This window comes from Telluria sp. ZT3P25, assembly GCF_059685895.1.
This window is the reverse complement of sequence record NZ_JCASIJ010000002.1, coordinates 522,694-548,367: the sequence shown is the minus strand read 5'-3', so window position 1 is coordinate 548,367 and position 25,674 is coordinate 522,694. Positions and strand designations below refer to the sequence as shown.

Here is a 25,674-nt window from a genome sequence, read left to right as displayed (position 1 = left end):
ACACTGTACGCCGGGTGTAACTACATGTAACTGTGACGCCCTACAGAGCGGATTTTCACACTTTATTACAAATGTCGGCCACCGCCTCCACCCGTGCCAAGTGCACGGCCTGGGCAATCCGGTCGCGCTGGTCGCAGCGCGCTGCCACGGCGCCGGCATCCACGCCGCGCGCCGCGCCAAGGGCTTGCAGCAGCCAGTCGCCTGCGGGGTCATGTTCAATATCTTTGGCGTGACAACGCGTGGCCAGCAACATCTGGACAAAGCGCGCGCTCTTGCGGAAGGCGTCGCTGCGCTCGAACAGCGTGACGAGCGCGTCGGCATCGAGGTCGCGCGCCTGTGTGAGCACGCCATGCTCGCGCGCCGTCATCAGGGCCAGGTCGCGGCATTCGTTGGGCACTTTCAGCCGTTTGGACACCGCCTCGACAGCCGCCGTACCAACGTCGCGCATGAGAGCAGCAAAGCGGATCTCGAGCGGATGGTCCTGCCGCGCGGCGGTATCGATGACGCGCAGAGTGTGCGGCTGCGTATCGAGCTCGGGCAACAGGCGCGCCAGCGCGCCACACTCGTCCAGCACGAGCAGCATGCGCGACGGCTGGCGCTCCATCAGGCCGCGCGCCAGCTCTTGCCAGACGCGCTCGGGCACGAGGGCGTCGACCTCCCCCGCCTCGACCATCTGGCGCATCAAGGCATTGGTGTCGCCCGCCACCCGGAATTCGGGCAGGCGCGCGGCAAAGCGCGCAACGCGCAGGATGCGCACCGGGTCTTCGGCAAAAGCATCGGACACGTGGCGGAACAGGCGCGCTTCCAGGTCGCGCTGGCCGCCCAGCGGATCGACGATCACACAATCCTCGCCCTGCGCCATCGCATTGATGGTGAGGTCGCGCCGCACCAGGTCCTGTTCGAGCGTGACGTCGGGCGCCGCATGGAACACGAAGCCGTGATAGCCGGGCGCGGTCTTGCGCTCGGTACGCGCCAGCGCGTATTCCTCCTGCGTTGTCGGGTGCAGAAAGACCGGAAAATCCTTGCCCACCGCGCGAAAGCCGGCCTCGATCATCTGTTCAGGCGTGGCGCCGACGACCACGTGATCATGGTCCTTGACCGGCAACCCGAGCAGCGCATCACGCACGGCGCCGCCGACAACATAACTGCGCATCGTTTTACTCCGGCAAATCGGCGTCGTGCAACGGCGTCGGATGGTTTTCCAGCATCGCTTCGTTCACCCAGCGCGCCACGGCCGGATGGGCCAGCACGCGCTCGCAATAGGCTTGCAGCGCCGGGGCCAGCATCACGCCATAGGTCTGGAAACGCAGCACGATCGGCGCATAGAACGCGTCGGCAATCGAGAACGCGCCGAACAGGAACTGGTGATGGCCAAAGCGCGACAGGCAGTCTTCCCAGATTTCGCAGACGCGGCCGATGTCGGCCTGGGCACCATGCGTGCGGCCGCGGCCCGGCAGGCGGGCCTGGATATTCATCGGCATGGCGCTGCGCAGTTCGCCGAAACCGGCGTGCATCTCGGCCACGATCGAGCGCGCCAGCGCGCGCGCCGCCACGTCCTGCGGCCACATATGCTTGTCAGGAAATTGTTCGGCCAGGTATTCGGTGATGGCCAGGCTGTCCCACACCGTCATTTCGCCGGCCAGCAGCACCGGCACGCGGCCTGCGTGCGAGTAGCGGGCGATCTCGTTGGACGTATCTGGCTGGTCGAGCAGAACCTTGATTTCAGTGAACGGAATCCCAAACGCCATGGCCGCGACCCAGGGGCGCATCGACCATGACGACAGGTTCTTGTTGCCGATGATGAGCGTCAAGCCGGGGCTGCGGGTCTGGTCCAGGGTGTGCGTGAGAATCGGGTCGCGTTCGATGGTCTGCATGGGGTCTCGTCGGGTACGTGGCGAAGGGCGTCCCGGGCGGCGCTTGAACGCCCGGGACGGCTGCGGTAATCGACATCAGCTTGCGGCCCAATGCCGCGGCTGTCAAGGCGCTTGCCCGACAGCAGGGTGAACCGCAGCCGTGCCCCGCTTGTCAGTCCAGCACGGACGTGGACGGGCGCGGCGTGATCGTGCCCAGGCGCGCCTTGAGCGACTGCGGCTTGCCCTCGAAGATCGACGCGTAATTGGTGGCGTTGGCCATCACGTTGCGCACGTAGCCGCGCGTTTCGGTGAACGGGATGGTTTCGACGAAGATCGCGCCTTCCATCGGCGCGTCGAGCCGGCTGCGCCAGGTGCGCGAGCGGCTCGGGCCGGCGTTGTAGGCGGCCGTGGCCAGCACTTGCGAGCCTTCAAAATTGTTAAGCACCATCGTCATGTAATTGGCGCCAAGCGTGATGTTCACGTGCAGGTCGTTGAGCATGCTGGTGACGAAGTTGTTCAGGCCAATCTTGGCCGCCACCCACTTGCCGGTGGCCGGCATCACCTGCATCAGGCCCGATGCGCCCACGCCCGAGCGCGCATCGCGGATGAAGCGCGACTCTTGCCGGATCAGGCCATACACCCAGGCCTTGTCGAGGCTCAGGCCCTGGGCCGTGGGCCGCAGCACGTCGAGGTGCGGCGCCGGGAAGCGCTGGTCGTAGCTGAACTCGGTGCGCGTGCGCAGCGACGTCTCGACCATGCGGTCGAGCAGCTCGTTGCGGCGTGCCAGCTCGGCGGCGGCCAGCAACTGGCGTTCGGACAGATTGCGCAAGCCCCAGCTCCATTCGCGATTGCCTTCCGCACGCAGACGCAGATCGTAGAATTTGATGGCCCGCTGCAGACTCTGGTTGCTGCTGGCCTGAGCCAGTTCGGCAGCCGTGATCGGTGCGATCGGGGGCGGCGCGACGACCTGGTTGCCCAGCTCTTCCTGAGCCAGCTGCGTATAGAAGGTCGTCTGGCCGGCGATGCTCTGCCACTGCGCGCGCGCCTCGGCCGGGCGCCCTTCGCCCTGGTGCGCGCGCCCGAGCCAGTAGACCCAGGTCGAGTCGGCGCGCAAGGCGGGCGGCATCGTCTCAATGGTGGTGCGCACGGTTTTCCAGTCGCCGCGGCGCAGCGCCATGCGCGTCTTCCACTGCATCTGGAAGTCGCTCAATGGCGCGCCTTTCGCGCGTTCCCAATACTCATGCGCTTCGGGCGCCAGCACGATCGAGGCGGCCAGCGCCACGTTGGCCCAGCCGATCGCGCGTTCTTCGGCCGTCAATTGGGGGCTGTTCTTTTCCAGGCCAGCCACGGCAAGGCGCAGCGTGGTGCGCGCCATGCGGCCCACGGCGACCAGGTACAGCTCGCGCTCGGCGCGGCTGTTGCCAATCCCGCGCGCCATGGCCACGGCGGGCAGGTCGACCGCCTGGGTGGCCCGGGTTTCGGGCAAGCCTAGCAAGACAGCGGTACGACGTGCCGGGCCGCTGGCATTGTCCAGGCCCGCCAGGCGCAGTTGCGTGAGCAGATCGGCTTCGGTGAACTGGCCGTTGGCCACCAGTTGCGCGATCAGGGCGCCGCAGGCGTCGCCATAGCCGGTCGGGGTTTTCAGGAGTACACGTGCTTCGTCGGCGACGCGCTCGCCGCGCTCGGCCCTGGCCAGCAGCGCGTAGCAGCGGATCGGCAGGCTGCCGGACTGGGCCAGCGTGCCCGCTTCGCGTTCGAAGGTATTCCATTCGCGTCGCTTGCCCAGCTCCATCAGCCACTCGGCGCGCAGTTGTTCGGCCACCGCCGTGCCTTCGTGGCGCCGCAGCACTTGCAGCACCTCGTCCTGGATGGCATCGCGCAGGCGCGGTTTCAGACGATAATAGTCAACGTAGGATGCCAGCAGATAATTGGTCATCGGCAGGCGCGACGCGATGGCATTGGCCCGCGCTTCGTCGCTCTGGCGGGCCGCTTCGCGCAGCAACATGAAGTTGTCGTCGTCGGCGCGGCTGGCGGCGCCCGCCACGGTGGGCGCACCCGCTGGAACGGGGGATAGTGCTACCTCGGGCGCGGGTGCTTCCGGGTCTTCCTGGGCCGCTGCACCTGGCGCGAACGCCAGACTCAGAACAAGGGCAATAGCAGCCGGCAACACGCCGACAGACAATTTCGATTGAAACATCCACCACTCTCACAATACGCTGCATTGAAACCATGACCGGCGAACCAAGAATACCACGCGCCTCTGTGCCGCCACCAGACACAAGTGCTCTACAGCAACCACATCAAGACAAGGCGTTGTTACGCGACACACTCAAGGCGCGCCGGCGTGCGCTCGATCCGGCAGACAAGGCCGCGTGGGACGCGCGCATCGGCGTACGGGTGCTGGCCTGGTGGCAGGCCAATCCGCACGCCTCGCTGGCCGTCTACTGGCCGCTGGCGGGCGAGCCGGACCTGAGTCCAGCGTACGCGGAAATGGCGGCGGCAGGCGTACGGCTGGCGCTGCCCGTGGTCGTGGCGCGCCATGCAGCACTGGAGTTTGCCGAGTGGCTGCCGGGCGAGCCGACCGTGGCCGACCGGATGGGTGTCGCGGTACCGGCCGAGTTACGCATGGTGGCGCGGCCACCGGCATTGCTGGTGCCGTGTCTGGGATTCAATGCGCAGGGGTATCGCGTGGGGTATGGCGGCGGATTCTATGACCGGACGCTGGCGCCCGAGCCGCGCCCGAGCACGGTGGGCATCGCGTATGCGTGCCAGTTGGTCGAGTTTGTAGGCGACGCGCACGATGTGCCGCTTGATCGGGTGATTACCGAAGCGTGATGTGCACTAACGTATCGAACATCGGTTGAACGCGTGGACGGCTCCGCGCCGTCCACGCTACCTTTAGCAGATCAAGGCCTGAGCCGCTGCCAGATCGCCGTCGTCGGCACTGCCTGGTTCATGCTGTAGAAATGTAGCCCCGGCGCGCCGCCGGCCAGCAGTTTCTCGCACAGGCTCGTGACCACATCCAGGCCGAAGGCCTTGATCGACGCGCTGTCGTCGCCGAAGCTGGCCAGCTTGAGACGCACCCAGCGTGGAATCTCCGCGCCGCACATGTCCGAGAACCGCATCAGCTGCATGTAGTTTGTGATCGGCATGATGCCGGCGACGATCGGCACAGTCACGCCCAGCTTGCGCACATTGTCGACGAACGAAAAATACGCGTCGGCATTGTAAAAGTACTGGGTGATGGCGGCATCGGCCCCGGCACTCACCTTGCGCGCGAACGCTTGCAGGTCGTCCTGCGGCGAGCGTGCCTGCGGGTGCATTTCGGGATAGGCCGCAACTTCGATGCGGAACCAGTCGCCGGTTTCCTGACGAATGAACTCGACCAGGTCGCTGGCATAGCGCAATTCGCCGGCGCCGCCATAACCGCTTGGCAAGTCGCCGCGCAGCGCCACGATGCGCCGGATACCGCTGTCCTGGTACTGCTTGAGGACAGCGCGGATCGACGCCCGCGTGGCACCCACGCACGACAGGTGCGGCGCGGCTTCGTGGCCGGCGGCCTGGATTTCCTGCACCGTCTGCAGCGTACCCTCCTGGGTACTGCCGCCGGCGCCGAACGTCACCGAGAAATACTTGGGCTGCAACTCGGCCAGCTTGGCCCGCGTGACACGCAGTTTCTCGGCGCCTTCCGGCGTCTTGGGCGGGAAGAACTCGATACTGAAATCAGGAGTTTCCATCTTTGTCGGAGAGAAGCAAGGAAGAAAGCGCCCACGAAATAATGCTGTACAGGATGGCTGCCAGGAAGGCCGACCAGAAACCGGCCACTTCAAAGCCACCCACCACGTTTGCCACCAGCCAGAACAGAACGGCATTGATGACCAGGATGAACAGGCCCATCGACAGCAGCGTCACTGGCAGCGTCAACAACACCAGCACGGGACGGATCAAGGTATTGACCAGGCCCAGCACCAGCGCCGCAATCAGGGCGGTGCCGAGGCTCGAGACTTCGACGGAGTGCATCAGGTAAGGCAGGGCCATCAGGGCCGCGGCATTGATCAGCCAGGTGATTAACAGGCGCATCGGTACAGACTTTCGTGGATTTGGATAAACGAAACGCCCCGAAAGGCGTTTCACAGAACAACGGAACGGCGACTACACAGTCAGGGACTGATTAATAGCGGTAGTGTTCCGGCTTGTACGGACCTTCTTGGCTCACCGTGATGTACTTGGCTTGCTCGTCGGTCAGCGTGGTCAGCTGGGCGTTCAGCTTGCGCAGTTGCAGGCGCGCGACTTTTTCGTCCAGCTTCTTCGGCAGCGTGTACACGCCCACCGGATACTGCTCGGTGTTCATGAACAGTTCGATCTGGGCGATCGTCTGGTTCGCAAACGACGAGCTCATCACGTACGACGGGTGACCCGTACCGCAACCGAGGTTCACCAAGCGGCCTTCGGCCAGCAGGATGATGCGCTTGCCGTCAGGGAAGATGACGTGATCGACCTGCGGCTTGATGTTGTCCCACTCATATTTCTTGAGCGCGGCAACTTCGATTTCGTTGTCGAAGTGACCGATATTGCAGACGATGGCCTGGTCTTTCATCTTGAGCATGTGCTGCTCGGTGATGACGTGGTAGTTGCCGGTGCAAGTGACGAAGATATCGCCGTGTTCGCACGCATAATCCATCGTCACGACGCGGTAGCCTTCCATCGCCGCCTGCAGCGCGCAGATCGGATCGATTTCAGTGACCCACACCTGCGCCGACAGTGCGCGCATGGCCTGGGCCGAGCCCTTGCCGACGTCACCGTAACCGGCAATCACAGCCACTTTACCGGCGATCATGACGTCGGTCGCGCGCTTGATGCCGTCGACCAGCGATTCGCGGCAACCGTACAGGTTGTCGAACTTCGACTTGGTGACCGAGTCATTGACGTTGATGGCCGGGAAGGCCAGCTTGCCTTCCTGGTGCATCTGGTAGAGGCGGTGCACGCCGGTCGTGGTTTCTTCGGTCACGCCCTTGATTTCTGGCAGGCGCTTCGAGTACCACTTCGGATCACGCGCCAGACGGCCCTTGATCGCGTTGAACAGGCAGATTTCTTCTTCCGAACCCGGCTTGTCGAGCACCGAGATGTCGGTTTCAGCGCGCACGCCCAGGTGCAGCAGCAGGGTTGCATCGCCGCCATCGTCCAGGATCATGTTGGCGTGGCTGTCGCCTGGCCATTCGAAGATGCGGTGGGTGTATTCCCAGTATTCGTCCAGGGTTTCGCCCTTGACGGCGAACACCGGCGTGCCGACCGAGGCGATGGCCGCGGCAGCGTGGTCTTGCGTCGAGTAGATATTGCACGATGCCCAGCGCACGGTGGCGCCCAGGGCTTCCAGCGTGCGGATCAGCACGGCGGTCTGGATCGTCATGTGCAGCGAGCCGGCAATGCGCGCGCCCTTGAGCGGTTGCGTGGCAGCGTATTCTTCCTGAATGGCCATGAGACCCGGCATCTCGGTTTCAGCGATGCGGATTTCTTTCTCGCCCCAGGCGGCCAGGGAAATGTCGGCGACCAGATAGTCGGCAGTTTCTTTGAGTACGGCGTTCATCACGCCCTCCTTTCAATGATTAGAAAAAAGTAACGTGAGCGCAGTTGCTGATATCCGAGCCTGGCTGAAAGGAGTCTTTCAGTCGCAACGCTCCTCGGAACGAAGTAGTTTAGCACGCCTGATCCGCAATGGATATGCTTGCCTGACCGGGCACCGGGACACGGCGTGACCCGACAGCAACGGCCAACCGTTCAACATTCACGGTTCGCCGTTGGCGCCGAACGTCCGGAATCCTGAACGTTCATTCAGGCGTTCCATGTAAGCGAGCACGGCGGGATAGTGCGGTCGCTCCATCGGCGTGAGCAGCCAGCGGTTGACCGACAGTCCGATCACGACGTCTGCCAGCGAGAATTGCGCACCCGTCACGTAGGCGCCGGTGGTGGCCAGCTGGCGTTCGAGGATGCCGATATGCCGGTGCCAGCTCGCGATACTCGCCGCGATCTGATCCGGATCGCGGTGCGCCGGGCTGCCCCGCACCAGTCCCATGAACGCATAGCGCCAGGCATTGTTCAGTTCGGTGGCTTGCCAGTCCATCCATTGCTCGACCAGCGCGCGGGCGCGCGGCGTGGGCGGCAGCAGGCGTTGTTCGGCGCTGTTGGCGCACAGGTAGCGGCAAATCGCGTTCGATTCCCACAGCACGAAGTCGCCATCGACAATGACCGGCACCGTCGCGTTCGGGTTGAGCGCAAGGAAGGCTTCCTGCTGGGGCGACTGAAAGCCTGTGCCCCAGTCTTCGCGCTTGAACGGGATATCCAGTTCGCTGCAGGTCCACAACACCTTGCGCACGTTGAGCGAGGCAGCTTTTCCGAGAATTTTGAGCATGGGGTCTCCTGTGAAATGAAAGCGGGTAATTCAGACGGTGATGCGGCCTTCGAGATACAACACGCATCCACCTTCGAGCTCGACCCGGCCGTCGACCAGCCGGCACGCCAGTTCGCCGCCACGGGACGATGCCTGGAAGGCGCGCAGTGTCGTCTTGCCCAGCCGCTCGCCCCAGTATGGCGCAAGCGCGCAATGGGCGCTGCCCGTGACGGGATCTTCCGGTACGCCTTTGGCCGGTGCAAAGTAGCGGCTGACGCAATCGTAGTCGCCGTCGCCCGGCGCGGTCACGGCAAGGCCAGTGCGGGCCAGGCGCGCGATGGCATCGAAGTCTGGCGCGAGTGCGCGCACGATCCGTGCGTCGGCCAGCACGGCCGTATAAACGAACCCGTCGTCGAGGACGTCGAGCAATTCGTGCGGATCACAACCGAGGGCTGCCACCAGGCCAGGCTGCGGCGCCACCGGCACTGGCTTGCGCGCAGGAAAATTCAACACGTAGCCGGTTGCTGAACGCCGCACCGGCAACGGGCCACTTGCCGTGTCGAACACAACCTCGGTGCGACCGGGCTCGAGCCGTTCCATGACAACCGCCGCGCTCGCCAGCGTGGCATGGCCACACAGCGGCACCTCGACCAGCGGGGTGAACCAGCGCAGGCGGTATTGCCCGTCATGCGGCACCAGAAACGCCGTCTCGGCCAGATTGTTTTCGGCAGCGATCGCATGCAGCAGCGCCGTGTCGGGAAACGCGTCCAGCACGACGACGGCGGCCGGATTGCCGCCAAACAGCCGGTTCGTGAAGGCGTCGACCTGGTAGATGGGTAGTACGTGCATGGCGTCCCTTGGTTGCAGTCAGCAAGAAAAAACCCCAAAAACTGCAGGGCAATTTTTGGGGTTCGCTGTGCGGTCGCAGTGCGCGCGCCAGGAACTTAAGCGATGCCGGCCGCTGCGCGCAGTTCGGCTGCCTTGTCGGTACGTTCCCACGTGAATTCCGGCTCTTCGCGGCCGAAGTGGCCGTAGGCGGCGGTCTTGGTGTAGATCGGACGCAGCAGGTCGAGCATCTGGACGATGCCTTTCGGGCGCAGGTCGAAGTGCTCGTTGACGAGCGCTGCGATCTTGTCGTCCGGGATCACGCCGGTGCCTTCGGTGTACACGGTGATATTGATCGGACGCGCCACGCCGATGGCGTAGCTGACCTGCACCTGGCACTGACGCGCCAGACCGGCAGCGACGATGTTCTTGGCCACGTAGCGGGCCGCGTACGCAGCCGAACGATCGACCTTGGTAGGATCCTTGCCCGAGAACGCGCCGCCGCCGTGCGGTGCTGCGCCGCCGTAGGTGTCGACGATGATCTTGCGACCGGTCAGGCCGCAATCGCCCTGCGGGCCGCCGATGACGAAACGACCGGTCGGGTTGACCAGGAAACGCGTTTCCTTGAGCCACTCGCGTGGCAGCGTGGTCTTGATGATTTCTTCGATGACGGCTTCTTCGATCTGCGCGTGCGTGACGTCAGGATGATGCTGGGTCGAGAGCACGACGGTGTCGACGGCAACCGGGCGGCCATCGACGTAGCGCAGCGTGACTTGCGACTTGGCATCCGGACGCAGCCATGGCAGGCGGCCATCCTTGCGCAGCTGCGACTGGCGCTCGACCAGGCGGTGCGCGTAATAGATGGCAGCTGGCATCAGCTCTGGCGTTTCATCGCACGCGTAGCCGAACATCAGGCCCTGGTCACCGGCGCCCTGGTCGAGGTCGATGCCCTTGCCTTCGTCGACGCCCTGGGCGATGTCCGGCGACTGCTTGTCATAGCAGACCATGACAGCGCAACCCTTGTAGTCGATACCGAAGTCGGTATTGTCGTAGCCGATGCGTTTGATGGTGTCGCGGGCGACCTTGATATAGTCGACGTTGGCGTGGGTGGTGATTTCACCGGCGAGAACGACGAGGCCGGTATTGCACAGCGTTTCTGCAGCGACGCGGGCGGTTGGATCCTCGGTGAGGATCGCATCGAGAATGGCGTCAGAGATCTGGTCAGCCACCTTGTCTGGGTGGCCTTCGGAAACGGATTCGGAGGTAAAGAGATAGTCGTTCGACATGAAGGCTCCTGTTACGGGTCATAATTCTGCCGCAGCAAACTGAGCCTGCGACGCTTTAGCGACATTTATATTCCGCTTCGCAAGTTGTCTGTTAACTCGGCGGATCCTGCATAAAGTGGTATTTTACGCTTCCTTGGAATTTTGGTGTGGAAACGCGCGTGGCGTCCGCTACCCAACAAACGACATGCTAGTTGTACTTTTCCGGATACTTTCCGTTTTTCCGTTGCCACTCCTGCACGCCCTCGGCGCCGCGATGGGTTGGCTGGTCTATGGCTTGTCGCCATCGTATCGCAAACGCCTGCGCGCCAACCTGATCCAGGCCGGCTATGACGCCCATTGGCGCGCGGCCGTGGCCGAGGCCGGCAAGGCCGCCATCGAGCTTGCGTTCGTCTGGTGCGCCAACCCGCAGCGGGTTGCCAGGCATGCCACGGTGGAGAATTGGGACCTGGTCCAGACGCGGCTCGACGCCGGTCGCGGGATTGTCTTTCTTACGCCACACCTGGGCTGCTTTGAAATGACGGCCCAGCAAATCGCGCTGCGCACGGCGTTGACAGTCATGTATCGCCCGCCGCGCAAGAGCGCGTTGAAGCCACTGGTCGAGGGCGCGCGTGCGCGTCACAACCTGCACCTGGCGCCGGCCAATCTGTCGGGCGTGCGCATCCTGGCCAAGACGCTCAAGGGCGGCCAACCGATCGGCTTGCTGCCAGACCAGGTGCCACAAGAAGGCGAAGGCGTCTGGGCGCCCTTTTTCGGTCGCAACGCCTACACGATGACGCTGCCGGCCAAGCTGGCCCAGCTCGGCAAAGCCGACATCCTGCTGGTGTATGCCGAGCGCCGTCCGCATGGCGCTGGCTACATCGTGCGCTTCGTCGAATTCGATGGCGACCTGTCCGGCACGGGCGCCGAGCAGGCAGCCGCCATCAACCGCGCGATGGAGCAACTCATTGCCCGTGCGCCCGCCCAGTATTTCTGGAGCTATAACCGCTACAAGCAGCCGGACGGCGTGGCGGGCCCGGACAGCGAGGCCGCACCATGAAGATCTTGCTGGGATTTATGTGGTTGCTGCATTTCCTGCCATTGCCCATTCTGGGCCGCTTCGGCGAAGCGATCGGCAGCCTGATGTTCGTGATCCTGGGCAAGCGCCGCAAGATCGCGCTGACCAATCTGCGCCTGTGCCTGCCCGAGCTCGACGAGCGCGCACGCCGCACGATCGCCAAACAGCATTTCCGCGCCTACGCCCGCAGCATCTTCGAGCGCTCGATCCTGTGGTGGGCGCCCGAGGAACGCGTGCGCAGCCTGATCCAGATCGAACCATCGGTGCCGCTGGCCGCCATGCAGGACGGCCCGACAATTTTGCTGTGTCCGCACTTCGTGTGCCTGGACGTGGCCGGCATCGGCGCCCGTGTGATTCCCGTGTGCAGCATGTACGTGCCGCAAAAAAACGCCGACTTCGACCGCCTGCTGCGCCATGGCCGCGAACGCTACGGCCCGGTACGCCTGGTCACGCGCAAGGAAGGCATCAAGCCGATCCTGCGCGCACTGCGCGACGGCCTGCCCTACTTCATGCTGCCCGACATGGACTTCGGCGAGAAAGATGCCGAGTTCGTGCCGTTCTTCGGCGTGCCGGCTGCGACCTTGACGGCGCTGGGCCGCATTGCCGGCACGACCGGCGCCAAGGTCATCCCCGTGATTGCCACTTACCTGCCGAACTACCAGGGCTGGCGCGTGCGCTTTTATCCGGCCTGGGACAATTATCCGGGCGACGACATGGTCGAAGCGACCCGCCGCATGAACGCTTTTATTGAAGAGCGCGTGCGTGAGGCGCCGGAACAATATTTCTGGACCCACAAACGTTTTAAAACCCGGCCGCCGGGTGAACCTTCGCTGTACGATTGAAGCCATGAAACTGAAATTCACCAAGATGCACGGCGCCGGCAACGACTTCATCGTTGTCGACGCGATCAACCAGCAGGTCGACCTGAGTATCGATCAATGGCGCCGCCTGGCCGACCGCCGCTTCGGCATCGGCGCCGACCAGATCCTGGTCGTGGAACGCCCGACTGACGCCGGCGTGGACTTTCGCTATCGCATCTTCAACAACGATGGCGGCGAAGTCGAGCAGTGCGGCAATGGCTCGCGCGCGTTCGTGCGCTTTGTCGTCGACAAGGGGCTGACACAGGCGCGCAGCATCCGCGTGCAGACCATGTCGGGCATTATCAATCCGCGCCTGGAAGACGATGGCAGTGTTACGGTGGACATGGGCGCCCCGCGCCTTCTCCCGGCCGACGTGCCGTTCGACGAGACCGGCCTGGCAGGCATGGCCCAGGGCGACGACACCCTGTGGCCGCTGCCGGTCGGCGATGAGACTGTCTTCGTGTCGGTTGTGTCGATGGGCAATCCACATGCGGTGCAGGTGGTCGACGACGTCGATGCGGCGCCGGTGGAAGAAACCGGCCCGCTGATCGAGCGCCACGTGCGTTTTCCGAAACGGGTCAATGCCGGCTATCTGCAGGTAATCGACCGGCACCATATCCGCCTGCGCGTGTTCGAGCGCGGCGCGGGCGAGACGCTGGCCTGCGGCACTGGCGCCTGCGCCGCAGTCGTGGCCGGCATCCGGCGCGGCCTGCTCGACTCGCCAGTGCGCGTCTCGGCCCGTGGCGGTGAACTCAGCATTGCCTGGGCCGGGCCGGGCCAGCCGGTGTACCTGAGCGGCCCGGCCGTGTCCGTGTTCGAAGGCGAAGTCGAGATCTGAATCTGAAGCCGCCCGGCCGTCGTGCGCCATAAAAGCGATGCAGGTTGAACGCGTGAGCGGGAAACCCGCTCACGCTACCGACATACGCATCAAGCCACCAGTCCCAGATTGACCCCGGCCTCGTCGCCGCTGTCAGGCGCCACAATATTGAGCAGCGTGCGCAGCCGGTACAGGCGCTGTCGGTAGTTGCCTTCCGGCCCGGCCGGGCCGCAATCGACTGCGTCGAACAGGCGCACGATGCGGTCGAGCGCCTGGCGTTCGGGCCCCGGCGCCACCATCACCAGCCGCCGCTTGCTGCGCCCGTAACTGGCACGGATATCGATGACCAGGCAATGGACCTGATCGGCAGCAGCCACATCGAGCAACAAGGCTTCGGGCCGCGACAGGTTGAACAGTTGCGCCAGCTCGAGGCGCGCCGCCAGCAGCGGATGCGCCACCAGCGCCGCGGCGTGCAGCGCCAGCAAGGCGCCCGTCTCGGTGTACGGCTTGGTGTTCAAGCGCGGCGCGATCTTGTGCAGCAGGCCGGCCGCCTCTGGCGCGCTTTGCTCTGCCGCTTTCTGCAGCCAGTACACCGCCCGCACATCGTTGTTTTCGTTCTCGCGGCGCGCGCGCCAGGCGTTGTGGCCGCATTCGAGCTGGGCAGCGCGATAACCCATCGCGGCCGCGCGCTCCAGGTAGCGCTGGGCATCGACGACATTGCGTTGTGAGAATTCTGGCTTGATATAGATGCGCGACAGCGCGTACCAGGCCTCGGCCAGCCCCTGCTCACCCGCCAGTGTCAGCCACCGGATGGCCCGCTTGAAATTGGCAACGTGCGCGGCGTGCACATCACCACTGCCAATGCGCTGGCCATCCACCCGCATGCGCGCAGAGCGCAGGCCCAGCGCCAGTTGCGCGTAAGGGTCGTGCTCGGCAGCGGCCAGTTCCCAGAAGACCGCCAGCTCACCGGGATCGCAAGGCTCTGGGGCAGCGCCATCCACCGCCACACGATCGACGCCAGCGACACCATTGAGCCCATTGAGCCCATTGAGCCCAATGAGTGCCGGATCCATCAGGCGCGCGCAACGCGACAGCAGTGCGATCTCGTCCGGCGCGAACCGGCGCAGGTCGCCGGGCTCGCCGTGCTCGCCGGAATCATCCACCAGCGCCCGTGCCTGCGGCAACGCCAGGTGCAGATAATCGGCCCAGCGCCGCGCAAACCACAGGGCGTCCAGGCCGGCATGCTGCGCTGGCGCGGGCCGCACGCCATGCGAAGCGCCCTGAGCCGCTGGCGGACGCGCCGCCATGGCCGGCGTGACCACTGCCCTGGCAACCTGCTTGTGCTGCTGGGTCAGCAGTACCTGGGCATGCGAAAACCCGGCCCGCACCGCGTCTTCGAGTGCGCGCACGGCTTTCTGCGACTGCTGCGCGACCGGCGCCAGCGGATCGAGCACCAGTTGCGCAAACACGAGGCCGGCATGCACGCTGCCGTCGTCATAGGCGCGCTCGTACCACTGCGACACGCCAGCTGCGTCGCGCTGCGCCAATTCAAGCGGGATATGGTTGCCGATCAATTGCCAAGCCGGCGGACAGTCTTGCCGCGCCGCGCGCTCCAGCCAGTGCAGCGCGGTGGGAAGACTTTGCGGCAGGCCGCTGCTGCCGAACAGGTACAGCTTGCCCAGCGCGAGCTGGGCTGCCGCCTGGCCGGCACGGGCATTGCGGATGATCGCCAGTTCTTCGCGGTTAGCCATCGTTGGATTACGTAAAAGACGTGGAAAGTGTGCCTGCGACACACAGCGGCAACGTGGAAGTTGCAAATATACAAGCGATCGGCGCTACGCGGCGCTGCTGTGCGAACGAGGCCAAAGTCTACGCCGCGGCAGATGGCGATTCGATTGGATTCCAGAGCCGATTGAGAGGTCACAAAACAGCATGAAACCGATGAAACTATTGCGGATCATCGCAAGGCAACCTCCATGCCAACGCCAGATTGCTCTTGCGAGCGGCAAAGCGGCTTGAACGCGTTAACCGCATGCGTCACGCTGCCCGTTTCATGAGTCTCGTTTCAAAAATACAACAGCACAATTCGATTTATTGGCAAGGAGCGCGGCAGCCCCCCGATAATTGACGGATTAGCTAGTCTTGACGTTTGAAAGATTTAAGGTGCACGTATCACGCGTTCAGCCAGGGTCTCAACGCTCCAGATGTACGTGTTTACTTTATTGACAGGATTACCCGATGAAGACCTCTCTCCTGGCTGTCGCACTGCTTGGCGCTTGCGCCGGTGCGGCCCATGCGCAGACGTCAGTGCAGGTCTACGGCAACCTCGATGCCGGCATCGTCAAACGCAGCAACCAGAACGTCAGCATCGGCAAGCGCTCGGCCAACACCCTTGGCTTCAAGGGCACCGAAGACCTGGGCAATGGCCTCAAAGCCCTGTTCCAACTTGAAACACGCTATGAGCCGGACACCGGCAGCGCAGAAATCGGCCCCGATGGCAATGGACGCAGATTGTTCCAGGGCCAGAGCCGCGTCGGCCTGCAGGGCGACTTCGGCATACTGCGCATCGGCCGCGGCCTGACCCCATTCCACGAAACCATCGGTGCCTTCGAGCCATTTCACGCGATCGAGACCGCAGGCGGCTTTTATACCGATCTGAGCGTGGCCGGCTACAGCTCGCAGCCTCTCGACCCGGTCGGTTCCACCGCCAACCGCTGGTCGAACGCGGTCTGGTACAACTCGCCGGTCGTGAACGGCTTCCAGCTCAATACGGCCATCGCCACCAAAGAAAACAATGGCGCCGTGGCCATCATCGGCCGTGGTAATGCAGCGGCGCCGCAGTATGCGGCCGGTACTGAGGCCTCGACCAATCCGTTCTCCATCTCCGGCACGTACAACAACGGCCCGGCCGCGCTGATGGCCGCTTACGAGCGCAACGCCGTCGAATCGAAGGTCTGGTCGATCGGCGCCTCGGTCAATCCGACGCCCGAACTCAAGCTGATGGGCACATTCACCCGGCTCGACGAAGACAATACGCGCCTGTTCAATACCGACACCAGTTCGTGGGTCGTGGGCGCAAATTACACGGTCGGTCCCGGCAAATTCCTCGCTGGCTATGGGCAGAAGGACACCGATGGTCTGGAAAAGGTCAAGCAACTGTCGCTGGGCTACGAGTACAGCCTGTCCAAGCGCACCTACCTGTATTTCGACGTGTCGCGCAAAAAAGGCGTCCCGACCGCCCCGGGCACGATCAACCAGTACGACATCGGCATTCACCACACGTTCTAACACACCTGCAGCGGGCAGCAACTGCTTGAGAGCGGACATCGGCAACGGTGTCCGCTCTTGTCGTTTAAGACGCTCTGTAGCCTTTTCACAACGACAACGTGCCACCAGGCCCCGTCAGAAAGAGCGTTCTGTACAGTGCAGCAAGGCAATGGCATATTTGCGTAGCGGGCTCATGCCACGCGACAAGAAAATAATAGGGAGACACCATGAAAAAATGCCTTATCGCCGCCCTGCTCGGCGCGACCTTCGCAAGCACCGCCCTGGCCCAGACCAGCGTCCAGATCTACGGCATTGCCGACGCCGGCGTGATGTGGCAAAAAGGCGGCCCGACCAAGATCTACAGTGGCGGCGCCGACGGCTCGCGCCTCGGCTTGCGCGGCTCTGAAGAACTGGGCAATGGCTATAAGGCGATTTTCAATCTTGAAGCCCGCGTCGAACTCGACACGGGTTCGCAGCAGCCGACGCTGATGAACGACAATCCGGGCCGCTACCTGCTGCGCGGCATGGAGCGCATCCCGGTCGCGATCCGCGACCGCCTGCAAGCGGCCATCCAGCCGCCGGGCGGCCCTGCCGTCAACCAGGAAAAAGCCCTGTTCGACCGCACCTCGATGGTCGGCCTGATCACGCCAGTCGGCGCCGTGCTGCTGGGCCGCATGTACACGCCAGGCTACGAAGTGTTCAATATGGCCGATGCGTTTGAATCGGGCACGGCCGGCACCTGGGGCCACGTCACGGGCGGCACCGCCGGCTTTACCGCACTGGGCGCAGACATCCGCTCGCAGGAAGCCATCCAGTACCGCATCGCGCTGCCGAATGGCCTGGGCGGCTCGGTGATGTACGGCGCGCGCAATTCCGGTTACCTCGGTCGCTACAACAAGTTCCGCGCTGGCGCGCTGACGTACAAAGCCAACGGTTTCGACGTCGGCGTCGGCTACAACCATGGCTACGACCAGGAAAACCGGCCGAGCCTGCGCACGCTGACCGTCGGCGGCTCCTACGCCTTGGGCGAGAGCTGGAAATTCTTTGCCGGCTTCCACAGCCAGCGCAACGAGAACTCGGCGCTGATCCCCGACTACCTGCGCGGCTGGGACACGGCCGTGGGCCCGGCGCTGACCGCGCAAGGCATTCCTCCCGGTGCGCAGCTGCAACTGCGCGGCATCTTCGCCAGTGCAATCTCGGCCAACACCCAGCAGGACGCCAACAGCTATCAGGTCGGCGTCCATTACAAGATCGGCAATGGCCGCGTCGTCGCGTCGTACGCGCACCAGAACGACCGCACCGCGTCCAACAGCGATGCCAATCTGTACGCACTGGGCTACAACTATTACCTGTCCAAGCGCACCGACCTGTACACGGCACTGGCGTTCATCAAGAACGACAACGAAGCCCAGTATTCGCCGGGCACCTCGGGCAATCCGGGCGGCTTTACCGAAGCCCCGGGCGCCGATGGCCGCGCCTTGCAGCTGGGTATCCGTCACCGCTTCTGACCACGCTGCCGCATTTGCGCCCGATGCATGAAAAGACGCCTGCGGGCGTCTTTTTTGTTCTCCTGTGCAACGCCAAGCGTCGGTTAAAATGACCCGATCCATTCCAATTCCCTAATTTCCCCATGAGCACTGCACCACTGGACGCCAGCACCGTCGCGCAATACCTGACCGATCATCCGGAGTTTTTCCAGGAGCAAGCCGGCCTGCTGGGTGAAGTGAAACTGTCGAGTCCGCTGACCGGCCGCACCGTGTCGCTTCAGGAGCGCCAGATGGAAGTGATGCGCGACAAGTACCGCGCGCTCGAGCTGCGCCTGGCCGACCTGTCGCGCCGCGCCGAAGAAAACGCCGGCATCGCCAACCGCTTCCATGCCTGGACCCAGTCCCTGCTGGTCTCGAAAGGCGGCGCCGCGATGGCGCGTGACCTGACCGAGGGCTTGCGCACCCACTTCACGGTGCCGCAAGTCACGCTGCGCCTGTGGCATGTAGCGCCGGCACATGCCGACGCCTGGTTCGCCAGCAATGTCTCGGACGATGCACGCATCTTCGCCAACAGCCTGCGCGCGCCGTATTGCGGCCCGAACAATGATTTCGAAGCGGTGCGCTGGCTGGACGACGCCGAATCGATCCGCTCGACGGTCATGCTACCGCTTGGCCCACCGGGCCAGAGCTTCGGCCTTTTGGTGCTAGGTTCGCCCGATCCGGCGCGCTTTACCACCGCGATGGCGACCGATTTCCTGGTCCACATCGCCGCCACCGCCACCACCGCGCTGGCGCCGCTGCGCGCTTGACTGGCATGGACACGCGCGAGCCGCCATCCGACTGGGCCGCGCGCTACCTGGGCGAACTGGCCACCCAGCGCCAGTTGTCGCCGCACACGATCGCGGCCTACCGGCGCGACCTGCTTGAGCTGGCCGAACTGGCCGGCCATAGCGACTGGGCGCGGCTGGTGCACGCCGACATCCGCCGCTTTGCCGGCAAGCTGCATGCCGGTGGCCAGTCCGCGCGCACCATTGCGCGCAAGCTGTCCGGCTGGCGCGGCTTTTATGAATGGCTGTCGCACCAGATGACGCTTGCCGCCAATCCGGTCGACGGCGTGCGCGCGCCGAAGCGCGCGCAGAGCCTGCCAAAGGCGCTGGCGGTCGACGACGCCGTGCAATTGATGGAAGCAAACCAACGCGGCCACCTCGAGCCGTTCGAATTGTGCAATCACGCCATGTTCGAACTGCTGTATTCGAGCGGGCTGCGCGTGTCGGAACTGGCGGGCCTGGATGTGGCCTGGCAGGATGCGCGCGGCGGTCAGCCAGGCTCGCTGGGCTGGCTCGACCTGCAGGCAGGCGAAGTGGTCGTGACCGGCAAGGGCAACAAAATGCGCCGGGTGCCGGTGGGCGCTCCGGCGCGCGAGGCGCTGGCACGCTGGCTCGCGGTGCGCCCTCCCGCCCGCGACGGGGGCGCCGCGTTGTTTTTGTCGGCGCGCGACACCCGCATCACGCCGCGCGTCGTACAAACCCGTCTGAAACAGCACGCCCTGCGCGCCGGCACGCCCGTGCACGTGCACCCGCACGTGCTGCGCCATTCGTTCGCGTCGCACCTGCTGCAATCGTCGGGCGACCTGCGCGCAGTGCAGGAATTGCTGGGCCACGCCAGTATCACGTCCACGCAAATCTATACGGCACTGGACTTTCAGCACTTGTCAAAAGTATACGATGCGGCGCACCCGCGGGCGAAAGCCAAGCCGGAGTCCTGAAGCAGACCGGAACACGCCCGGCGCGATCAGGCTCAGAAATTTCCCCCACGGTTTGAACGCAATCAGCACGCGACACGCCAGATGGTGAGGTTGCAAGAATTGCGGCATAATCCCCCGGTTCTTTCGTCCAACCCTGATGTCAACCATGAGTAGCAAACCAATGGACCTGATCCCCAGCACCATCCTCACCGGCTTTCTTGGCGCGGGCAAGACCACCCTGCTCAACCGCATCCTGCAGGAAGACCACGGCATGCGCATCGCTGTCATCGAGAATGAATTCGGTGAAGAAAACATCGACAACGAAATCCTGGTGCAGGACTCTGGCGAGCAGATCATCGAGATGAACAACGGCTGCATCTGCTGCACCGTGCGTGGCGACCTGATCGAGGCACTCAATAGCCTGGCAAGGAAACGCGCCGCCGGCGAGATCAGTTTTGACCGCGTCGTCATCGAAACGACGGGGCTGGCCAATCCGGGCCCGGTCGCGCAGACCTTCTTCGTCGACGAAGAAGTTGGCGCCCACTACCTGCTCGACGCCGTCGTCACCGTGGTCGACGCGCGCCACGCGATGGAACAATTGACCGCGCACGAGGAAGCCCAGCGCCAGGTGGGCTTTGCCGACAAGATCCTGCTGTCCAAGACCGACCTGGTCGATGCCGCTGCCGTCGATGCGCTCAAGGCGCGCTTGCAGCGCATCAATCCGCGCGCGCCGATCGCCACGAGCGACTTTGGCCGCGCGCCGATTGCCGATGTGCTCGACCTGCGCGGCTTCAACCTGAACGACAAGCTGGACATCGATCCCGATTTCCTGCGTGTCGATGGCGAAAACGGGCACGATCACGACCATGATCACAAGCACGAGCATGGCGCCGATTGTGGCCACGACCATGGCCACGATCACGTACACGATGCGTCGTGCAGCCACGACCATCACCACAGCCACCACAGCGACGACATCGCCGCGTTCGTGTTCAAGAGCGAGCGCGCATTCGACCCGGAACGCCTGGAACAATTCCTCGGCAGCCTGGTCCAGGTCTTTGGCCCGCAAATGCTGCGCTACAAGGGCGTGTTGCGGATGGATGGCGTGGATCGCAAGGTCGTGTTCCAGGGCGTGCACCAGATCATGGGAAGCGACGTGGGACCGAAATGGGCGGAGAATGAAACGCCCGCCACCAAGATGGTGTTTATTGGTAAAAATTTACCAAAAGACGTATTTATCCGCGGACTGGAACAGTGTTTGGTATAAACTGCATCAGTTTGACTGGCCTAGCAGGCATGTCCGGCGCCTTGCGTCGACAGTGGGCCGGGCCGCACGGACCGCCACGACGCGCTTCAAACAGCCAGTGGTGAACCGCCCTTGCCGCCCATGCGGCGCGGACGGAGATAGGATGGCGTACCGTCGCTATCAAGGCAGCTTGCCCGGCATGCACCCGTTTGTGCGGTGTTACTGATGAGCAAGCTGATAAAATGCAAACCTCTGTCGTATCGAAGGCATCATGACTAAAACAACGAAACCGAATACCGCCCAGTCCGACGACCGTATCATTACGGAAGACGAGATTCGCGCGATGGGCGAAGGCGACTACATGAATGCGGCCCAGCTGGCATTCTTCAAGAACCGCCTGCAGGAACTCGAGCGCGAACTGCTCAAGAACGCCGGCGAAACCACGGAGCACCTGCGCGAAACCGTGCTGGTTCCCGATCCGGCCGACCGCGCAACCATCGAAGAAGAACATGCGCTCGAACTGCGTACCCGCGACCGCGAGCGCAAGCTGCTCAAGAAAGTCCAGCAATCGATCCAGTCGATCGACGGTGGCGAATACGGCTGGTGCGAAGAAACCGGTGAGCCAATCGGCATTCCGCGCCTGATCGCCCGTCCGACCGCCACGCTGTCGCTGGAAGCCCAGCAGCGTCGCGAACTCAAGCAGAAGCTGTACGGCGACTGATTGATGGCCGTGCTGAATCAAGGTTCAGCACCAGCAAAAAAGCATGCGACCTGTCGCATGCTTTTTTTATGTGCAGCCGTCATTTCTTGATGTTTGTAACGACGCATGACAGCTGCCGTCCCGGCCCTGCGCGCACGCTACAATTGCTCAATACCATACCAAAATTGCCCTTCGGCTACACTGACGCCCGGCCTCGTGTGCTCAGCATACGGCGCCAGGGTCCGTGCTAAGGTCATGGTGGACACGTTATCGAGACACCGGTGAGCATGGGGCTTTTTTCCTTCCTGAAGAAAAAGAACGATGCGGTGGCCGCGCCCAGCTGGCCGCCACCCGAGTCGCGCCTGCGCGGCGAACCGTCACGCCTGGCATCGGACGCCGAGCGCGAACGCCAGCGTGAAATCGCCCGCGCCACCGCGGCCAAGATCGACGAGATCGAACTCGAATTTGCGTCCGACATGTTCGACGACGAGCCGGCCTGGGACAGTGGTCGCCGTCCCGCCAACGGCGTCACGGTGGCGGCCGCGCCCGATCCCGACGACATTCCCGACCAGGCAGCTGCGCCCGCCAGCGCCCCGGCGGTCGATGAAAGCGCCATCCTGTACGCCAACGGCCAGGGCGCCGCTGCCGAGCAATTGCTGCGCGAATCGCTCGCGACGCTGGGCCGCCACGAACGCCTGCCATGGTGGATGCTGTTCGACCTGTACCAGGCCGACGGCCGCGAAGAAGCGTTCGAGAGCATCGCCATCGATTACGCCAGCCACTTCGAAACTTCGCCGCCCACCTGGAAGCCGCTTGTGCCCACATCGGTCGCCAGCCAGCCGGCGCAGGGGCTGGCCGCCACTGAAACCCTTGACACGCTGCTCGATGCCACCGTCGCGCCCCGCCTGCGGCGCGTGCTCGAGGCGCAGGCGCCGAACGTACGGCTCGATTTCGGCAAGGTGCGCGGCATCGATGCGGACGGCGCCGACTGCCTGCTGCCCGCCCTGCAGACGCTGCGCGCGAGCGACCGCGGCCTGGTGCTGGCCGGCGCCGACACCCTGATCACGACGCTGCGTCCGATGCTCGTCATCGGCAAGCGCGGGGCCAGCCCGGCGCCATGGCTGCTGCTGCTCGAACTGCTGCTGCTGACCAACCGCGAAAAAGATTTCGAAGAAGCGGCGATGGATTACTGCGTCACCTACGAAGTCTCACCGCCTTCGTTCGAAGCGCCCCGGCACGTCTCGACCGCGGCACCGGCCCCGAGCCATGGCGACCGCTTCATGCTGCCGGCCGTGATCAGCAGCCTGGACCCGGCATTGATGGGGGCCATCGAGGCCTACGCCGCAGAACGCAACACGCTCGTGCTCGACTGCTCACGGCTGGCGCGCATCGAGTACGCCGGCGCCGGCAGCCTGCTGGCGCGGCTCGATGCGCAAGCCGCAGCCGGCCGCACCGTCGAGCTGCGCGAACTGAACCACCTGGTGGCCGCCCTGCTGCGGCTGCTGGGCGCCGGCGAGAGCGTACGGCTGTATCCGCACCGTTACTGACGCTACAACACACCGAAAAGCCGGGGTCAGGTCTGACATTCGGACACGATCTCGACCGAAAAGCCGGGGTCAGGTCTGACATTCGGACACGATCTCGACCGAAAAGCCGGGGTCAGGTCTGACATTCGGACACGATCTCGACAGTAGCGTAGCCGGAACTAGCTGGCACTGGACCATGCGACTACCGGGCAAGACACTGTTGGAAATGGCTAAGGCTGAGGTCGTGTCCAAATGTCAGACCTGACCCCGGCTGTGACACTGTTGGAAGTGGCTAAGGCTGAGGTCGTGTCTGAATGTCAGACCTGACCCCGGCTGTAGTAGCTCATCGGTATTTCCCGTTCGGATAATCTTGCAATCCCGCGCACGGTCCCCACCTGCTGGTAGCCAGACAATCACGAGGTAAAAATGGAACAATTTCACGGTACAACCATCGTCAGCGTACGCCGCGGCAATCAGGTCGCGCTTGGCGGCGATGGACAGGTCACGCTCGGCAACGTTGTCATGAAGGGCTCGGCCCGCAAGGTGCGCAAGCTGTATCAGGGCAAGGTCCTGTGCGGTTTCGCCGGCGGCACCGCCGACGCCTTCACGCTGCTCGATCGCTTCGAGGGCAAACTTGAAAAGCACCAGGGCAACCTGCTGCGCGCCTCGGTCGAGCTGGCCAAGGACTGGCGCACCGACCGCGTGCTGCGCCGCCTGGAAGCCATGCTGCTCGTGGCCGACCGCGAATCCACCCTGATCATCACTGGCAACGGCGACGTGCTCGAGCCGGAAGACGGCATCGGCGCGATCGGCTCCGGCGGCATCTATGCCCAGTCGGCCGCCAAGGCGCTGTACGAGAACACCGACATGGCACCTGCCGAAGTGGTCAAGAAGGCGCTGACCATCGCGGGCGAACTGTGCATCTACACGAACATGTCCCACATCATCGAGACCCTGGATTGATATGAACAGCTTCATGAACATGACCCCACCCGAAATCGTCTCCGAGCTGGACAAGCACGTCGTCGGCCAGGGCAAGGCCAAGAAGGCCGTCGCGATCGCGCTGCGTAACCGCTGGCGCCGCCAGCAGGTCGAGGAACCGCTGCGCTATGAGATCACACCGAAGAACATCCTGATGATCGGCCCGACGGGCGTCGGCAAGACCGAGATCGCGCGCCGCCTGGCCAAGCTGGCCGATGCGCCGTTCATCAAGATCGAGGCGACCAAGTTCACCGAGGTCGGCTATGTCGGGCGCGACGTCGACACCATCATCCGCGACCTGATCGACATCGGCATCAAGCAGACCCGCGCCAGCGAAGCGAAGAAAGTGCGCCAGCGCGCCGAAGACGCGGCCGAAGACCGCATCATCGACATCCTGGTGCCGCCAGCGCGCGACTTTGGCTTCAACACCGCCAATACGCCGGACAGCAAGGAAGGCGACGCCACGCGCCAGACCTTCCGCAAGCGCCTGCGCGAAGGCGCGCTCGACGATCGCGAAATCGAGATCGAGGTGTCCGATGCTGCGCTGCAGATGGACATCATGGCGCCGCCGGGCATGGAAGAAATGACCGAGCAGATCAAGTCGATGTTCGCCGGTGCCAACAATGCCCGCAAGAAGCCGCGCAAGCTCAAGATCCAGGAAGCCATGAAAATCCTGATCGATGAAGAAGCCGGCAAGCTGCTCAACGAAGACGAGCTCAAGCAAAAGGCCATCACCAACGTCGAGCAGAACGGCATCGTGTTCCTGGACGAGATCGACAAGATCGCCACGCGCTCCGAGCACGGCGGCGCCGATGTCTCGCGCGCCGGCGTGCAGCGCGACCTGCTGCCACTGGTCGAGGGCACAACGGTCAACACCAAGTACGGCATGATCAAGACCGACCACATCCTGTTCATCGCATCGGGCGCATTCCATCTGTCCAAGCCATCGGACCTGATTCCCGAATTGCAGGGTCGCTTCCCGATCCGCGTCGAGCTCGAATCGCTGTCGATCGAAGACTTCAAGAGCATCCTGACGTCGACCCATGCCAGCCTGACCAAGCAATACCAGGCGCTGCTGGCCACCGAAGGCGTGCAGGTCGAGTTCCTGGACGAAGGCATCCATCGTCTGGCCGAGATCGCGTTCTCGGTCAACGAGCGCACCGAGAACATCGGCGCGCGCCGCCTGTACACGGTGATGGAAAAGCTGCTCGAGGAAATCTCGTTTACTGCCGGTGCTGAAAAAGACCAGGTGGTGCGGATCGACGCGGCCTTTGTCAACGATCGGCTCGACGCGCTGGCGGTCAACGAAGACCTGTCGCGCTACGTGCTGTAATTTTCTTGCGGGAGGCCGGCATGGCAAACAAGGCATTGGCGACGCGGCAGAAAATGCGTCTGCGGATCGAACCGTCGCAGCAGGCGGGCAAGCCGCGTAACCCCATTGCCGCGCTGGCCAAGGCGCGCGCCGCCGGCCCCCATGCCAAGCCGCTCTCGAGCGAGCGCACTGCCGCAAAGCAGGCGCTCAAGAAGGTCAAGCTGGTGGCTGGCGACGACGACTGAAGCGGCGTCCGGCACGCTGTGAAAACACTCTTTGCGGACACCTCGGTGTCCGTTTTTTTGGCCAACGGTGCACCATTGACTGTACG

The 25,674-nt window shown here is 63.8% G+C and carries 24 protein-coding genes and 1 riboswitch; of the genes, 14 read left to right on the top strand and 10 right to left on the bottom strand.

What is annotated here, in order from left to right; all coding sequences use genetic code 11:
• Positions 1–55 precede the first annotated feature (55 nt).
• The 3 genes from AC56LY_RS21060 to AC56LY_RS21050 all read right to left on the bottom strand — a co-directional run bounded on the left by AC56LY_RS21060 (position 56) and on the right by AC56LY_RS21050 (position 4,050).
• Positions 56–1,153 (bottom strand): tRNA nucleotidyltransferase/poly(A) polymerase-related protein, encoded by a 1,098-nt coding sequence (locus AC56LY_RS21060; protein ID WP_499582897.1) that lies wholly within the window; start codon positions 1,151–1,153, stop codon positions 56–58.
• Between the two features lie 4 nt (positions 1,154–1,157).
• Positions 1,158–1,874, bottom strand: a complete 717-nt coding sequence (locus AC56LY_RS21055; protein WP_183554496.1) for a glutathione S-transferase family protein — start codon at positions 1,872–1,874, stop codon at positions 1,158–1,160.
• Positions 1,875–2,025: 151 nt separating this feature from the next.
• The gene (locus AC56LY_RS21050) at positions 2,026–4,050 is read right to left on the bottom strand and encodes a lytic transglycosylase domain-containing protein (protein ID WP_499582895.1); all 2,025 of its coding nucleotides are present in this window, start codon (positions 4,048–4,050) and stop codon (positions 2,026–2,028) included.
• A 32-nt stretch (positions 4,051–4,082) separates the two neighbouring features.
• On the opposite strand from AC56LY_RS21050, the gene AC56LY_RS21045 reads away from it, so the two are divergent.
• On the top strand, positions 4,083–4,688 hold the full coding sequence (locus AC56LY_RS21045; protein WP_499582893.1) for a 5-formyltetrahydrofolate cyclo-ligase: 606 nt from the start codon (positions 4,083–4,085) through the stop codon (positions 4,686–4,688).
• Between the two features lie 71 nt (positions 4,689–4,759).
• On the opposite strand, the gene metF is transcribed toward AC56LY_RS21045, so the two are convergent.
• The 6 genes from metF to metK all read right to left on the bottom strand — a co-directional run bounded on the left by metF (position 4,760) and on the right by metK (position 10,349).
• Complete coding sequence (metF, locus tag AC56LY_RS21040; protein WP_499582891.1) at positions 4,760–5,590, bottom strand: methylenetetrahydrofolate reductase [NAD(P)H]; 831 nt, start codon at positions 5,588–5,590, stop codon at positions 4,760–4,762.
• Positions 5,577–5,933, bottom strand: coding sequence for a phage holin family protein (locus AC56LY_RS21035; protein WP_482896920.1), 357 nt, complete (start codon positions 5,931–5,933; stop codon positions 5,577–5,579). The genes metF and AC56LY_RS21035 overlap by 14 nt, the downstream gene beginning before the upstream one ends.
• Positions 5,934–6,024: 91 nt before the next feature.
• Complete coding sequence (gene ahcY, locus AC56LY_RS21030; RefSeq protein WP_499582889.1) at positions 6,025–7,437, bottom strand: adenosylhomocysteinase; 1,413 nt, start codon at positions 7,435–7,437, stop codon at positions 6,025–6,027.
• 29 nt (positions 7,438–7,466) lie between these two features.
• Positions 7,467–7,539, bottom strand: a riboswitch (S-adenosyl-L-homocysteine riboswitch).
• A 96-nt stretch (positions 7,540–7,635) separates the two neighbouring features.
• A complete protein-coding gene (locus tag AC56LY_RS21025; RefSeq protein ID WP_499582887.1) occupies positions 7,636–8,259 on the bottom strand; it encodes a glutathione S-transferase family protein in 624 nt (207 codons plus the stop codon).
• 30 nt (positions 8,260–8,289) lie between these two features.
• Positions 8,290–9,087, bottom strand: a complete 798-nt coding sequence (locus AC56LY_RS21020; RefSeq protein ID WP_499582885.1) for a PhzF family phenazine biosynthesis protein — start codon at positions 9,085–9,087, stop codon at positions 8,290–8,292.
• A 95-nt stretch (positions 9,088–9,182) separates the two neighbouring features.
• Positions 9,183–10,349: a methionine adenosyltransferase gene (gene metK, locus AC56LY_RS21015; protein WP_499582883.1), complete on the bottom strand. Its 1,167-nt coding sequence runs from the start codon at positions 10,347–10,349 to the stop codon at positions 9,183–9,185.
• Positions 10,350–10,533: 184 nt separating this feature from the next.
• Here metK and AC56LY_RS21010 point away from each other — a divergent pair, with 184 nt between their 5' ends.
• From AC56LY_RS21010 to dapF, 3 genes are read left to right on the top strand one after another with little or no spacing between them, the layout of a single operon-like run.
• A complete protein-coding gene (locus AC56LY_RS21010; RefSeq protein ID WP_499582881.1) occupies positions 10,534–11,385 on the top strand; it encodes a lysophospholipid acyltransferase family protein in 852 nt (283 codons plus the stop codon).
• Positions 11,382–12,245: an LpxL/LpxP family acyltransferase gene (locus AC56LY_RS21005; protein ID WP_499582879.1), complete on the top strand. Its 864-nt coding sequence runs from the start codon at positions 11,382–11,384 to the stop codon at positions 12,243–12,245. The genes AC56LY_RS21010 and AC56LY_RS21005 overlap by 4 nt, the downstream gene beginning before the upstream one ends.
• 4 nt (positions 12,246–12,249) lie before the next feature.
• Positions 12,250–13,101 (top strand): diaminopimelate epimerase, encoded by an 852-nt coding sequence (gene dapF / locus AC56LY_RS21000; RefSeq protein WP_499582877.1) that lies wholly within the window; start codon positions 12,250–12,252, stop codon positions 13,099–13,101.
• Positions 13,102–13,190: 89 nt separating this feature from the next.
• On the opposite strand, the gene AC56LY_RS20995 is transcribed toward dapF, so the two are convergent.
• On the bottom strand, positions 13,191–14,831 hold the full coding sequence (locus AC56LY_RS20995) for a tetratricopeptide repeat protein (protein ID WP_499582875.1): 1,641 nt from the start codon (positions 14,829–14,831) through the stop codon (positions 13,191–13,193).
• A 487-nt stretch (positions 14,832–15,318) separates the two neighbouring features.
• Between AC56LY_RS20995 and AC56LY_RS20990 the strand changes: the two genes are divergently transcribed.
• The 10 genes from AC56LY_RS20990 to AC56LY_RS20945 all read left to right on the top strand — a co-directional run bounded on the left by AC56LY_RS20990 (position 15,319) and on the right by AC56LY_RS20945 (position 25,588).
• Positions 15,319–16,368: a porin gene (locus tag AC56LY_RS20990; protein WP_499582873.1), complete on the top strand. Its 1,050-nt coding sequence runs from the start codon at positions 15,319–15,321 to the stop codon at positions 16,366–16,368.
• A 206-nt stretch (positions 16,369–16,574) separates the two neighbouring features.
• On the top strand, positions 16,575–17,855 hold the full coding sequence (locus AC56LY_RS20985) for a porin (RefSeq protein ID WP_499582871.1): 1,281 nt from the start codon (positions 16,575–16,577) through the stop codon (positions 17,853–17,855).
• A gap of 122 nt (positions 17,856–17,977) precedes the next feature.
• Positions 17,978–18,643, top strand: coding sequence for a DUF484 family protein (locus tag AC56LY_RS20980; protein WP_499582869.1), 666 nt, complete (start codon positions 17,978–17,980; stop codon positions 18,641–18,643).
• Positions 18,644–18,648: 5 nt separating this feature from the next.
• Complete coding sequence (locus tag AC56LY_RS20975; protein ID WP_499582867.1) at positions 18,649–19,599, top strand: tyrosine recombinase XerC; 951 nt, start codon at positions 18,649–18,651, stop codon at positions 19,597–19,599.
• 160 nt (positions 19,600–19,759) lie between these two features.
• On the top strand, positions 19,760–20,845 hold the full coding sequence (locus tag AC56LY_RS20970) for a CobW family GTP-binding protein (RefSeq protein WP_499583463.1): 1,086 nt from the start codon (positions 19,760–19,762) through the stop codon (positions 20,843–20,845).
• Between the two features lie 250 nt (positions 20,846–21,095).
• Complete coding sequence (dksA, locus tag AC56LY_RS20965; RefSeq protein WP_367610954.1) at positions 21,096–21,545, top strand: RNA polymerase-binding protein DksA; 450 nt, start codon at positions 21,096–21,098, stop codon at positions 21,543–21,545.
• A gap of 266 nt (positions 21,546–21,811) precedes the next feature.
• Entirely contained in the window at positions 21,812–23,071 is a 1,260-nt protein-coding gene (locus AC56LY_RS20960; protein WP_499582865.1) for an STAS domain-containing protein, read from the top strand.
• Positions 23,072–23,476: 405 nt separating this feature from the next.
• Positions 23,477–24,013, top strand: coding sequence for an ATP-dependent protease subunit HslV (gene hslV, locus AC56LY_RS20955; RefSeq protein ID WP_183554537.1), 537 nt, complete (start codon positions 23,477–23,479; stop codon positions 24,011–24,013).
• 13 nt (positions 24,014–24,026) lie between these two features.
• Complete coding sequence (gene hslU, locus AC56LY_RS20950) at positions 24,027–25,364, top strand: ATP-dependent protease ATPase subunit HslU (protein WP_499582863.1); 1,338 nt, start codon at positions 24,027–24,029, stop codon at positions 25,362–25,364.
• Between the two features lie 20 nt (positions 25,365–25,384).
• Positions 25,385–25,588 carry a hypothetical protein gene (locus AC56LY_RS20945; RefSeq protein ID WP_499500389.1) on the top strand — a complete coding sequence of 68 codons (204 nt, stop codon included), beginning with the start codon at positions 25,385–25,387 and terminating at the stop codon, positions 25,586–25,588.
• The last annotated feature ends 86 nt before the right edge of the window (positions 25,589–25,674 follow it).